Genomic DNA, 13,521 nt, shown 5'->3' on the forward strand with positions numbered 1-13,521 from the left:
GGTGATTGTCGAAATGAGTAAGGGAACGATAAAGAAAGTGGCAGGGCCGCTGGTTATCGCTGAAGGAATGCGTGACGCCAACATGTTTGACGTGGTTCGTGTAAGTGATCAGCGATTAATCGGAGAGATCATCGAAATCCACGGTGATCAGGCCTCTGTACAGGTTTATGAAGAAACGGCGGGACTGAAACCGGGCGAACCGGTAGAGTCCATGGATGTGCCGATGTCCGTAGAGCTTGGACCTGGACTGATCACAAGCATCTACGACGGTATCCAGCGTCCGCTTGATGATATTATGAAAGTGACAGGCGGAAACAGCCTGAAACGCGGAGTCGAAGTCCCATCCCTGAAACGGGACAAGAAATGGGAGTTCGTTCCGGTAGCTAAAGTAGGAGACGAAGTTGAGGGCGGAGACGTGCTCGGAACTGTTCAGGAGACCATTGTCGTACAGCAGAAAATCATGGTACCTCCGAATGTAAAAGGAACAGTAAAAGAGATCCGTTCCGGTTCTTTCACTGTCGAAGAAGTGGTTGCGGTACTTTCCACTCCGGAAGGAGACAAAGAGCTTACCATGATGCAGAAATGGCCGGTAAGACGTGGACGTCCGTATCAGAAGAAACTTGCTCCTGAGATGCCGCTGATCACAGGACAGCGTGTTATTGATACATTCTTCCCGATTGCAAAAGGCGGTGTGGCTGCGGTTCCGGGACCATTCGGAAGTGGAAAAACAGTTATTCAGCATCAGCTTGCAAAATGGGCGGAAGCAGATATTGTCGTATATATCGGATGTGGAGAGCGTGGAAACGAGATGACCGACGTTCTGAACGAATTCCCGGAACTGAAGGACCCGAAGACAGGCGAGTCCCTGATGGAGAGAACCGTTCTGATCGCCAATACATCGGATATGCCGGTTGCAGCGCGTGAGGCATCCATTTATACAGGAATTACGATCGCGGAATATTTCCGCGATATGGGATATTCCGTAGCTTTGATGGCAGACTCCACATCCCGGTGGGCAGAGGCGCTCCGTGAGATGTCCGGACGTCTGGAAGAAATGCCTGGTGAAGAAGGATATCCGGCTTACCTCGGAAGCCGTCTGGCGCAGTTCTATGAGCGTGCAGGCCATGTGGTTTCTCTTGGAAAAGACGGACGAGAGGGGGCTCTTTCCGTAATCGGAGCTGTATCTCCTCCGGGTGGTGATATTTCCGAACCGGTATCCCAGGCAACCCTTCGTATCGTAAAGGTATTCTGGGGGCTGGATTCCAACCTGGCTTACAAGAGACATTTCCCGGCGATCAACTGGCTGACCAGTTATTCGCTGTATCTGCAGGATATGGAAAAATGGTTCAACGAAGAAGTAGCTGCGGACTGGATGGATAACCGTCAGAAGATGATGGGACTCCTTCAGGATGAGGCAGAACTTGACGAAATCGTTAAGATGGTAGGTATGGATGCACTGTCACCGTCCGACCGTCTGAAGATGGAGGCCGCACGGTCCATCCGTGAGGACTTCCTGCACCAGAACTCCTTCCATGAGATTGACACTTATTCTTCTTTGAAGAAGCAGTATCTCATGATGAAACTTGTGCTTGCGTTCTACGAAGAGTCTTCCAGGGCTCTTTCCGAGGGAGCATCCATGAACAAGCTGATCGGCATGCCGGTACGTGAGCAGATCGGACGTTTTAAATATACTCACGAAGATGAGCTGGATGATGCTTATCAGAAAGTGACAGAAGAGCTTACGGCAGAAGTAGCGGACACATTCGGAAAGGAGGACTTCTAAATGCCAAAAGAATATAGAACAATTCAGGAAGTTGCCGGACCGCTTATGATGGTCCGCGGGGTAGAAGGCGTTGCATACGACGAACTGGGCGAGATCGAACTTGTAAACGGCGAAACCCGCCGGTGTAAAGTTCTGGAAGTAGATGGAGATACCGTACTTGTACAGCTGTTTGAAAGCGCAACAGGAATCAACCTTTCCAACAGCAAGGTACGTTTCCTTGGAAGAAGCATGGAGCTTGGCGTATCGGAAGATATGCTCGGCCGTGTCTTTGACGGACTGGGGCGTCCGATCGACGGCGGACCGGAAATCCTTCCGGATGATAGACTGGATGTTAACGGTCTCCCGATGAACCCGGCGGCGAGAAGTTATCCGGAAGAGTTTATCCAGACAGGAGTTTCTGCAATTGATGGATTGAACACTCTTGTCCGCGGACAGAAACTTCCAATTTTCTCAGCATCCGGACTTCCGCACGCGCAGCTTGCCGCACAGATTGCAAGACAGGCAAAAGTGCGGGGCACCGATGAACCGTTCGCCGTTGTATTCGCGGCAATGGGTATCACATTCGAAGAATCCAACTTCTTTGTGGAAAGCTTCCGGGAGACAGGAGCTCTGGACCGTACGGTTCTGTTCGTCAACCTTGCAAATGACCCGGCTATCGAACGTATTTCCACGCCGAAGATGGCGCTGACAGCAGCAGAGTACCTTGCGTTTGAGAAAAACATGCACGTACTTGTTATTCTGACGGATATCACAAACTACGCGGACGCGCTCCGTGAAGTATCTGCAGCCCGTAAAGAAGTTCCGGGCCGCCGTGGCTATCCGGGATATATGTATACAGACCTTGCATCCATGTATGAAAGAGCAGGACGTCAGAAAGGAAAGAGCGGAAGTATCACGATGATTCCGATCCTGACCATGCCGGAAGATGACAAGACCCATCCAATCCCGGACCTTACCGGATATATTACAGAGGGCCAGATCATCCTGAGTCGTGATCTTTATCGTAAGGGCGTTCAGCCGCCGATCGATGTACTGCCGTCTCTGTCCCGTCTGAAAGACAAGGGAATCGGTGAAGGAAAAACCCGTGCGGATCATTCCAACACGATGAACCAGCTCTTTGCGGCGTATGCACGTGGAAAAGAAGCGAAAGAACTCATGGTCATCCTCGGTGAAGCAGCGCTGACGGAAATTGACCTGATCTACGCAAAGTTTGCAGATGCATTTGAGAAGGAATACGTTTCCCAGGGATACGGAACAGACCGTTCTATCGAGGAGACACTGGAAATCGGATGGAAGCTTCTCTCTATTTTACCGAGAAGCGAGCTGAAACGTATCGATGATAAATATCTGGATCAGTATTATGGCAAATAGAAATGGGGGTGAACTGGCTTGGCATCTACACAGGTAACACCAACCCGTATGGAACTGACGAGGCTGAAGAAAAAGCTGGTAACTGCGACAAGAGGCCATAAGCTCTTGAAAGATAAACGTGATGAGCTGATGCGCCAGTTCCTTGATCTGGTCAGGGAAAATATGGCGCTTAGAGAAAAAGTGGAAGCCGGAATCAAGGCGGCAAACAAAAACTTTGTAATCGCAAGAGCCGGTATGTCCGGCGAGGTTCTGAAAACTGCTTTGATGATGCCGAAACAGTCGGTGGAACTTCAGGTGGGAGAGAGGAACGTCATGAGTGTGGACATCCCTGTTTTTGAAACAAAGACAAGGACCGCCGATGCAAATGATATCTACTCATACGGCTTTGCCTTTACGTCCGGCGATCTGGACGGAGCTGTAAAGTCACTTGCCGATATTCTTCCGGATATGTTAAAGCTGGCAGAAACCGAAAAGGCATGCCAGCTGATGGCATCGGAGATTGAGAAGACAAGACGGCGTGTCAATGCGCTGGAACATGTCATCATTCCGGAGACACAGGACAATATCCGTTATATCACGATGAAGCTGGATGAAAATGAGAGAAGTTCTCAGATCCGGCTGATGAAAGTAAAAGACATGATGCTGGAAGATGCGCATCATTATAAAGAGCGCCAGGCATAGACGGCGTGATAATGTATCAGGCAGATGAAGGAAACTGTTTCTTGACAACATTTCCGCATCTGCCTGTACTGTTTTGGACAGATATTTGGATCTTCCTAAAAGGCCAGATAGAGAACAAGAAGGAAGAAAAGATTACAGATGGTAAAGATCATGATATATTTTCCTTTTTGCTCCGGATATCCGGATGAAATCTGCCGGTAGGAAATCAGACTGGCCATGGAGGCAATCAATGTGCCAAGGCCGCCAAGATTCGTTCCGATGATCAGCTCGGAAATACGGGATGTGTAATTCGAGAGCAGCATGGCAGCCGGAACATTGCTGATGACCTGGCTTGCGAGAATGCTGACCGGCCGTTCGTGATTCTCGAGCACAGAGCGGATAAAGATGCGCAGACTTTCAAAATGATCGATATTTCCCACAAAAATAAAAAAGAATACAAAAGTCAAAAGCAGCGCATAATCAATTTTTGCAAACAAGATCCTCTTTCGAAAGAAAAGAGGGACGGCAACAAGAATCAGAAGTGCCCGGTCTGGCAGAAAGCCGGCGACAGAACACAGGCAGAAAAGGAAAAGGATCCCGAAAAACAGAAGATCTTTTCTGCTGGGAAACGAGGACTTTCCGACCTGAATACTAATTGATCCGCGTTCTGTTCCAAAGAAGGAAAAGAGAGCCAGAAGCACGGCCGCAAGTGCGGTAAAAGGCAGCATCAGCCATAAAAATTCCGGAAGACTCATTCCGGAAAGGGAATACAGGTAGAGGTTTTGCGGATTTCCGATCGGGGTGAACATGCTTCCCAGATTTGCAGCGATTGTCATCAGGACAGTCAGATAACAGATCCTGGATTCCATCTGGCCCATTTTCAGGATCAGAATACCGAACGGGACGAACGTAATCAAGGATACATCGTTGGTAATGAACATGCTGCTCAGAAAGCATAAAAATACGAGGGTAAGCGCGAGCCCTCTCCTGGAAGAAGTCCTGTTTAAAAGCAGCCCTCCGATATAGAGGAAAAAGCCTGCTTCCCTTAAACCTTCCACAATCAGCATCAGGCAGAAAAGTAAAATCAAAGTATGAAAATCGATATAGCCAAGATATGCAGGCCCGGGAGGCGTGATCAGGCAGGACAGAAGAGCCAGACACAGAGATACCAGTAGAACAATATCATTTTTAAATAAACAGATGATTTTTCTTATCATTTCTCAACATTCCTTTCGTGCGTTTTTTGCACCATTGAGATTATAGCAGAAGTGAGTCGAAACGTCACCATTTTTGCAAGGAAACTGGACGGATTTGAAAAAATAAAAGAAAACAAGGAGGCAAGCTGCAAAATTCCAGTTTTTGCATATGGTAAAGTAGATTATATCAGACAGGAAGTGCGAAAAATATGGAACATAAACTACCTTATTATATGGCCTATCCGATGGATTTAAAGGAATACGGTGAGGAAAAAAGAGACCGTCGTGATGTGGAATACATGAAGAGCATGTATCCGATGTCCGCAAAGAAAATCCTGCCGTATGTGGAAGAAGAGTGTGACCGGATGGAATATGAGGGAAGTATGATCTATGACGAATACCCGGACCGTCTGCTTCTCTATCTGATGGCAGGCCGGATTTATGACAGAATGAAAGAAGTGGAGAAGAAGGAAATTGCCATGGAGATTGAAAAAGAGCAGGTGGAAACACAGGAGCTTAAACGGAAGAAAAAGGACAGGGAAGAGACTCTCATGGATCTGGTCCAGATTCTTCTGTATCAGGAAATTGTGCAAAGAAGATGTAGGCATCGCAGAAATTGCAGGCATTATTATTAAATTTTTCGTCAGGATACAGGGTTTACGCAAAGTTTAAACCATGATAAAATATGAATGGAAATACAAATCGATACCGTTTTTTCTAAAAATGAAGAATGCGGCACGAGAAGAGAGGAAGGCAGATGAAGAAAAATCTCATTTTCATAGGTATGCCGGCATCTGGAAAAAGTACGATCGGTGTTGTGACAGCAAAGCGTCTGGGATATCGGTTTATCGATACAGATCTTATGATACAGGAGCAGGAAGGGAAGCTGCTCAGGGAGATTATTGAAGAAAGAGGAACGGATGGATTTCTGGAGATCGAAAATCAGGTTAATGCGTCTGTGCAGGCAGAAAAAGCGGTGATCGCACCGGGCGGGAGTGTCGTGTACTGCGAAAACGCGATGGAGCATTACAAAGAGATCGGGACGATTGTGTATCTGCACGTTCCGTATACAGAGATCGAGGCACGGATCCAAAATGCAAGAAACCGCGGTGTTGTGCTGAAGGAAGGACAGACGCTGCGGGAACTGTACGATGAACGCTGCAGACTTTTTGAACAGTATGCAGATGTCCGTATCAATGAAGACGGTTTATCGATGGGAGAGACGGTTGAAAAAGTACTTGCTGTTCTCAGTGATATCAGGGGAGAAAACTGAGGATAAATAGTCCGGTCTGTCTGCATCTCCGGCAGTCGGCACAAAAAGGAACGAGAAATAAAAGTTTTACAAACAGAAAATTTGTGCTATACTAATCCGGTAAGAGTGTTCTTTGTTAAATTTATATGAACATTAGTTAAAATTTAGATAGATCAGGACGAAATTACGGATACGATTAAATAGTAGTCGAGGTGTGATATGGAGCAGTATATTATTAAGGGAGGGACTCCTCTTGTTGGCGAAGTTGTCATAGGGGGAGCCAAAAACGCGGCGCTTGCAATTCTTGCAGCTGCAATTATGACGGATGAGACAGTACACATTGATAATCTTCCGGATGTGAATGATATCAATGTTTTATTAGAAGCAATGGAAGGTATCGGTGCGCAGATCAAGAGAATTGACCGTCATACGGTACAGATCAGCGGTGGAGCGGTGCATGATTTTAATATTGATTATGACTATATCAAGAAGATTCGAGCTTCCTATTATCTTTTAGGAGCCCTTCTCGGTAAGTATAAGCACGCGGAAGTGGCACTTCCGGGCGGGTGCAATATCGGAAGCAGACCGATCGATCAGCATTTGAAGGGATTCCGTGCCCTTGGAGCGGAAGTGGAGATTGAGCACGGAAAGATTCTTGCCGATGCGGACAGACTTGTGGGAAGCCATATTTATTTTGACGTTGTCAGCGTAGGAGCTACGATCAATGTGATGATGGCAGCTTCGATGGCAGAGGGTATGACGATTCTTGAAAATGTGGCAAAAGAGCCGCATGTAGTAGATGTTGCCAACTTCCTGAACAGCATGGGAGCTAATATCAGAGGCGCAGGTACGGATGTGATCAAGATCAAAGGTGTAAGCAGACTTCACGGGGCGGAGTATTCTATTATTCCGGATCAGATTGAGGCAGGTACCTTTATGTTTGGAGCAGCCGTGACAAAGGGCGACGTGACAGTACTCAATGTGATTCCGAAGCATCTGGAAGCGACCATTGCAAAGCTTGTAGAGATCGGATGCGAAGTGGAAGAGTTTGATGACGCTGTGCGTGTAGTTTCAAAAGGGAAACTGCGTCATACACAGGTGAAGACCCTTCCTTATCCGGGATTCCCGACAGACATGCAGCCGCAGATGGGAGTTGCGCTGGCATTGTGCGAAGGAACAAGTACGATTACAGAAAGCATTTTTGAAAACCGGTTTAAATATCTGGATGAGCTTGCGCGCATGGGAGCGGTTTCCAAGATTGAGGGAAATTCAGCGACAATCGAGGGCGTGGAGCGGTTCTCCGGAGCCAGAGTGAGCGCGCCGGATCTGAGAGCCGGAGCTGCGCTGGTGCTTGCAGGACTGGCTGCGGACGGTATTACGATTGTGGATGATATTGTCTACATTCAGCGTGGATATGAACGGTTTGAAGAGAAATTAAGAGAGCTCGGCGCTGAAATTGAGAAGGTTTCAAGCGAAAAAGAGATCCAGAAATTTAAACTGAAAGTCAGCTGAAAACAGTACGTGAGGAGTGGGGTGCGGAGATACCGTATCCCTGCTTTTGTTAAAAAACTCTTGACAGGATTATATGATGGTGATATGATTCCGTACAGTGACAAGTAAATCAAGTTATATTTTCTCTTATTCAGAGTGGTGGAGATACATAGGATCTGAGAAGCCACGGCAACCCCGGTCACGGAAGGTGCCAGCCTGAGCGAGTAATCGAACAATAAGAGGATTGATATATGATGTATATATAACAGTCCGCTTATGGTGGGCTGCTTTTTATTTCGCATTAATATGTTTTAGTGCAGCAGAAAAGCCCGCCAGAGAAAACAGACAGTATATGAGAGAAAAGGAAAGGCAGGAAAAGATGGAAAAATTATTATTTACTTCTGAATCAGTAACAGAAGGTCATCCGGACAAAGTCTGTGACGCGATTTCTGACGCGATTCTGGATGCTTTGATGGAGCAGGATCCGATGAGCCGTGTGGCATGTGAGACATGTACAACGACAGGTCTTGTAATGGTTATGGGTGAGATTACAACCAACGGATATGTAGATATCCAGAAGATCGTGCGCGACACGGTAAGAGAGATCGGATATACAAGAGGAAAATTCGGATTTGACGCGGACACATGCGGTGTTCTGGTAGCTATTGATGAGCAGTCATCCGATATTGCAATGGGCGTTGATAAAGCGCTGGAAGCAAAAGAAAACAAGATGTCCGATGAGGAGATCGAAGCGATCGGTGCCGGTGATCAGGGTATGATGTTCGGATATGCGTCCAATGAGACAGAAGAGTATATGCCGTATCCGATTTCCCTTGCGCACAAGCTTACAAAGCAGCTTGCAAAGGTAAGAAAAGACGGGACACTCCCGTATCTCCGCCCGGATGGAAAATCTCAGGTGACGGTAGAGTATAATGAAGAAGGAAAACCGGGACGTCTGGAGGCAGTGGTACTGTCCACACAGCATGATCCTGCAGTCACACAGGAGCAGATCCATGAAGATATCAAAAAACATGTATTTGATCCGATTCTCGATGAAAAGATGATCGATGAGAATACGAAGTTCTTCATCAATCCGACAGGACGTTTCGTTATCGGCGGACCGCACGGTGACAGTGGATTGACAGGACGTAAGATCATCGTAGACAGCTATGGCGGAATGGCACGTCACGGCGGCGGCGCATTCTCGGGAAAGGACTGCACAAAGGTAGACCGTTCGGGAGCATATGCTGCCCGCTATGTAGCAAAGAATATTGTGGCAGCAGGTCTTGCAGACAAATGTGAAGTACAGCTTTCCTATGCAATCGGAGTAGCTCAGCCGACTTCTGTTTGGGTAGATACCTTTGGTACAGGAAAGCTTTCCGATGAAGAACTGGTGAAAATCATCCGTGAAAACTTCGATTTAAGACCGGCAGGAATCATCAAAATGCTGGATCTCAGAAGACCGATCTACAAACAGACAGCAGCATACGGACACTTCGGACGTAACGATCTGGATCTTCCTTGGGAGAAGCTTGATAAGGTGGAAACACTGAAAAAGTATTTATAAAAACTTTAGAAAATTTTAGGGGCGCCTATAGTGGAGGCGCCCTTTTTCGTGATATACTGTACCTGTGATCAGAGCAGAGAAAGCAGAGAGGAAGAACTGTTTTGAAATTGAAGACAAAATTGATTATTTCATTCGTAATCATTACGATTCTGCCGGCGGTTTTGACCGGCTTTGCTGTATGGGGTGTGGCGAACTATCATATTAAAGCCATCGAACGTACCTATGGGATTTCAGGTGAGGAGTACCGGGACTTTAAGCAGTCGATCGGTACATTGAATCAAATTCCGGAAGTTCACGAATTTCTCAGCACCATGATCATTGGTGTGATCCTGATTCTTGCCCTTACGGCAATGCTGATGATTCTCTGGATTTACGGCAGCCTTCTGCGGCCGATTGAGAAGATGGAGATCGCGGTAAAGAGCATCACGGAAGGAGAGCTGGATTTTGAGCTTCATCCAGAAAAAGACGACGAGATCGGGCAGCTGTGCAAGGACATTGAGGAAATGCGAAAAAGGCTGAAGGAGAACGCGGAAGAAAAGCTGAAAAATGATAAAGACAACAAAGAATTGATCAGTAATATTTCCCATGACCTGAAGACACCGATTACAGCAATCAAAGGATATGTGGAAGGGATTATGGATGGAGTGGCAGATACGCCGGAGAAAATGGACCGTTATATCAAAACGATCTACAACAAGGCAAATGAGATGAACACACTGATTAACGAGCTGACGTTCTACACAAAGATTGATACAAACCGGATTCCATACAATTTCGCCCCCGTCCGGGTCAATGACTATTTTAATGACTGTGCGGAGAATCTGTCTTCCGAACTCACAAATCAGGGCGTGGAATTTGGATATTTTAATTATGTTGAAGACGATGTCAAGATTATTGTGGATGCCGAGCAGCTGATGCGTGTTGTCAATAATATTATCAGTAATTCCCTGAAATATATGGACAAACAGCAGCCGCGGATCAACCTGAGGGTCAAAGATGTGGGCGACTTTATCCAGGTGGAGCTGGAGGATAACGGAAAAGGAATCGACGCGAAGGATCTGCCATATATTTTTGACCGCTTTTACCGGACGGATGCTTCCAGAAATTCATCCAAAGGCGGGAGCGGAATCGGGCTTTCCATTGTAAAAAAAATTATTGAAGAACACGGCGGAAAAATCTGGGCCACAAGCAGACCGGGCACAGGGACGGTAATGTACTTTGTCATCCGAAAATATCAGGAGGTACCAATTTATGAGTAAGATTTTTATTATAGAAGATGAAGAAGCGATCGCGGATCTGGAGAAAGACTATCTGGAACTCAGTGGATTTGAGGTAGAGGTGGAAAATGACGGAAACGCAGGACTGAAAAAGGCACTGGAAGAAGACTTTGATCTTCTGATTCTGGATCTCATGCTTCCAGGAGTAGACGGATTTGAGATCTGCAGGAAAGTACGGGACGAAAAAGATGTGCCGATTATCATGGTATCCGCAAAGAAAGATGATATTGATAAAATCAGAGGACTCGGTCTTGGGGCAGATGACTATATGACCAAACCATTCAGCCCGAGCGAACTGGTGGCCAGAGTCAAGGCACACCTCGCAAGATACGAACGCCTGATTGGAAGCCACGCGGAAGAAAATAAAATCATCGAAATCCGTGGACTGAAGATTGACACCACAGCAAGACGCGTGTGGGTTAACGGAGAAGAAAAAGCATTTACAACAAAAGAATTCGATCTCCTCGCATTCCTGGCGAGCCATCCAAACCATGTATACACCAAGGATGAGCTGTTCAGTGAAATCTGGGATATGGAATCGATCGGAGACATTGCGACCGTTACAGTACATATCAAAAAAATCCGCGAAAAGATCGAGTACGACACATCCAAGCCACAGTATATTGAAACCATCTGGGGAGTTGGGTATCGCTTTAAAGTATAGTGAATTGTTTCTAAATTTTTGGGGACGTGTTCCGATGCAACGGAACACGTCCCCAAAATCGTGCAGACTTCCGGAAATTCACGGAAAACGGGGGTTGACAGGGTGTTTCGATTATAATACTCTTAAAGCTGATAATAAAATTTTTATAAATTTCAGGTTAAATAATTAATATAGTAAGGGGATCATATGAGCGGAAAGAAAAGGAAACGCAGAAGGAGAAGAACGGGGAGACTGGCGCTTGGAATCGGATGTATGCTTTTGTCGGCAGGTGCGTTTGCTGCGGTGATCTATTTTAGTAATGCCGGGCGTGATGAGGCGGAGCAGGAGGGTGCTTCGCAGCAGACAAAAGAAGATTCGGCTACACGGGAAGAAGAGACAAAGACACAGGAAAGTGAGATTGATCAGAAGCTGGAGGGGCTGACGCTGCAGGAGAAGATTGCGCAGATGTTTATGATCACACCGGATGCTCTGACAGGTGTTCAGGGAACATGGAATCCGGGAGAGGTGACGGAAACAGCCTATAAGGAGCGGCCGGTGGGCGGTCTGATCATGATGGAAAATAATCTGGTCTCTCAGGATCAGATCAAGACGTGGAATGATACGATTACAGGATTTTCCAAAGAGGTGGTCGGAGTGGAGCCGTTCCTTTCCGTGGATGAAGAGGGCGGAACAGTAGCACGGATTGCGGGAAATGCGGCTCTTGGCATTGAGAATGTAGGAAATATGTCAGAGATTGGTGCATCCGGGGACAGTCAGAAGGCGTATGATGCGGGCGAGACGATCGGAACGTATCTGAAAGAGCTTGGCTTTAATATGGATTTTGCTCCGATGGCGGATGTCTGGACAAACCAGGAGAATACGGTTGCGCAGTACCGGGCATTCGGATCGGATCCTGAGACAGTGTCAGAGATGGTATCCGAGGCGATAAAGGGATTCCACAGCCAGGGAATTTATACAGTGGCCAAGCATTTTCCGGGACACGGAGGAACGAGCGGGGATTCCCATGAGGGAACTGTATACTTAAACAGCACGAAGGAAGAGCTGGAATCATGTGAATTTCTTCCATTTCAGGCTGCGATTGATGCGGACACGGAGTTTGTGATGGTTGGACATATTTCGCTTCCGAATATTCTGGAGGATGATACTCCGGCTTCCCTGTCTGAGGAAGTAGTGACAGAGATGTTGCGTAATGATCTGGGATTTGACGGGATCGTAATTACAGACGCTATGAATATGGGAGCAATTACAAATAATTATACATCTGCTGAGGCAGCGGTACAGGCTGTTCAGGCGGGAGTTGACATGATTTTAATGCCGCAGGATTTTGAGGATGCATATCAGGGAATTTTGAGCGCGGTAAATTCCGGCACAATATCGGAAGACCGGATCGATGAATCCGTAAGACGGATTCTGGAAGTGAAAATGGGAGAATCAGGAGAGAGCGCGTCATGATTACAAGTACAGCAAATCAGAAAATCAAGCGGATACTGAAGCTGCAGAAAAAGGCAAAAGCAAGAAATGAGGAAGGAATCTTTATCGTAGAGGGGCTCCGGATGATGAAGGAAGCGCCGGAAAGCCGGATCAAAGAGCTGTATATTTCAGAGACATTTCTGCAAAAGTATCCGGATCTGCCGGAACATCTCAGAAAGAGAGCGGAGATGGTAAGTGATCCGGTATTTGCCCACATGTCGGATACAAAAACGCCGCAGGGAATTCTTGGGGTGATTCAGAGAAAGTCCTGGACGATGGACGAGCTTCTTCACGGAGAAGACGGAAAGGCACCTTTTCTGATGGTGCTGGATCATCTGCAGGACCCGGGAAATCTGGGAACGATTTTTCGGACGGCGGAGGGTGCCGGGGTGACAGGAGTGATCCTTGGTTCGAACTGCGCGGATCTTTATCAGCCCAAAGTCATCCGGTCCACGATGGGATCGATTTACCGGATGAGAGCAGTTTGTGTAGATGACATGAAAGAGACTGTTCGCCTTCTAAAACAACATGGAATTCACACGTATGCGGCACATCTGGATGACAGCCGTTTCTATGATGAGGAAGATTATACAAAACCGACGGCATTTCTTATTGGAAATGAGGGAAATGGTCTTCCGGAAGAGATCTGTGCTGAGGCGGAGCATAAAATCAAGATTCCGATGCATGGTCAGGTAGAGTCTTTAAATGCGGCCATGGCAGCGGGAATTCTGATGTATGAGGTCTGCAGGCAGAGAAGAAAATAGGACAGACAGGGAAAGAAGACAGACGA

12 protein-coding genes and 1 riboswitch are annotated in these 13,521 nt (G+C 46.9%); of the genes, 11 read left to right on the forward strand and 1 reads right to left on the reverse strand.

The genetic code is table 11. The features are described from left to right. The first annotated feature begins 13 nt into the window (after positions 1-13). Genes FGQ85_RS02955 through FGQ85_RS02965 form a run of 3 tightly spaced genes read left to right on the forward strand, consistent with a single transcriptional unit; the run spans position 14 to position 3,835 of the window. A complete protein-coding gene (locus FGQ85_RS02955) occupies positions 14-1,783 on the forward strand; it encodes a V-type ATP synthase subunit A (protein ID WP_087166628.1) in 1,770 nt (589 codons plus the stop codon). Next, on the forward strand, positions 1,784-3,154 hold the full coding sequence (locus FGQ85_RS02960; RefSeq protein WP_138372612.1) for a V-type ATP synthase subunit B: 1,371 nt from the start codon (positions 1,784-1,786) through the stop codon (positions 3,152-3,154). A gap of 18 nt (positions 3,155-3,172) precedes the next feature. Next, complete coding sequence (locus FGQ85_RS02965; protein ID WP_138372613.1) at positions 3,173-3,835, forward strand: V-type ATP synthase subunit D; 663 nt, start codon at positions 3,173-3,175, stop codon at positions 3,833-3,835. 95 nt (positions 3,836-3,930) lie between these two features. On the opposite strand, the gene FGQ85_RS02970 is transcribed toward FGQ85_RS02965, so the two are convergent. Then, positions 3,931-5,031, reverse strand: coding sequence for an SLC13 family permease (locus tag FGQ85_RS02970; RefSeq protein ID WP_138372614.1), 1,101 nt, complete (start codon positions 5,029-5,031; stop codon positions 3,931-3,933). A gap of 188 nt (positions 5,032-5,219) precedes the next feature. On the opposite strand from FGQ85_RS02970, the gene FGQ85_RS02975 reads away from it, so the two are divergent. From FGQ85_RS02975 to FGQ85_RS03010, 8 genes are all read left to right on the forward strand, one after another. Further along, positions 5,220-5,645 carry a hypothetical protein gene (locus FGQ85_RS02975; RefSeq protein ID WP_138372615.1) on the forward strand — a complete coding sequence of 142 codons (426 nt, stop codon included), beginning with the start codon at positions 5,220-5,222 and terminating at the stop codon, positions 5,643-5,645. Between the two features lie 122 nt (positions 5,646-5,767). Further along, positions 5,768-6,283, forward strand: coding sequence for a shikimate kinase (locus FGQ85_RS02980; protein WP_087166633.1), 516 nt, complete (start codon positions 5,768-5,770; stop codon positions 6,281-6,283). A gap of 198 nt (positions 6,284-6,481) precedes the next feature. Then, a complete protein-coding gene (locus FGQ85_RS02985; protein WP_087166634.1) occupies positions 6,482-7,774 on the forward strand; it encodes a UDP-N-acetylglucosamine 1-carboxyvinyltransferase in 1,293 nt (430 codons plus the stop codon). A gap of 123 nt (positions 7,775-7,897) precedes the next feature. Beyond that, positions 7,898-7,995: riboswitch (SAM riboswitch) on the forward strand. Positions 7,996-8,132: 137 nt separating this feature from the next. Continuing rightward, positions 8,133-9,320, forward strand: coding sequence for a methionine adenosyltransferase (gene metK / locus FGQ85_RS02990; protein WP_138372616.1), 1,188 nt, complete (start codon positions 8,133-8,135; stop codon positions 9,318-9,320). Between the two features lie 101 nt (positions 9,321-9,421). Continuing rightward, the gene (locus FGQ85_RS02995; RefSeq protein WP_138372617.1) at positions 9,422-10,579 is read left to right on the forward strand and encodes a HAMP domain-containing sensor histidine kinase; all 1,158 of its coding nucleotides are present in this window, start codon (positions 9,422-9,424) and stop codon (positions 10,577-10,579) included. Next, positions 10,572-11,261, forward strand: a complete 690-nt coding sequence (locus tag FGQ85_RS03000; RefSeq protein WP_087166636.1) for a response regulator transcription factor — start codon at positions 10,572-10,574, stop codon at positions 11,259-11,261. The genes FGQ85_RS02995 and FGQ85_RS03000 overlap by 8 nt, the downstream gene beginning before the upstream one ends. 186 nt (positions 11,262-11,447) lie before the next feature. Then, entirely contained in the window at positions 11,448-12,713 is a 1,266-nt protein-coding gene (locus tag FGQ85_RS03005; RefSeq protein ID WP_138372618.1) for a glycoside hydrolase family 3 protein, read from the forward strand. Further along, positions 12,710-13,495 (forward strand): RNA methyltransferase, encoded by a 786-nt coding sequence (locus FGQ85_RS03010; RefSeq protein WP_138372619.1) that lies wholly within the window; start codon positions 12,710-12,712, stop codon positions 13,493-13,495. The genes FGQ85_RS03005 and FGQ85_RS03010 overlap by 4 nt, the downstream gene beginning before the upstream one ends. The last annotated feature ends 26 nt before the right edge of the window (positions 13,496-13,521 follow it).

The sequence above is a fragment of the Pseudoflavonifractor sp. BSD2780061688st1 E11 genome (assembly GCF_005844125.1).
Taxonomy (GTDB): domain Bacteria; phylum Bacillota; class Clostridia; order Lachnospirales; family Lachnospiraceae; genus Sellimonas; species Sellimonas catena.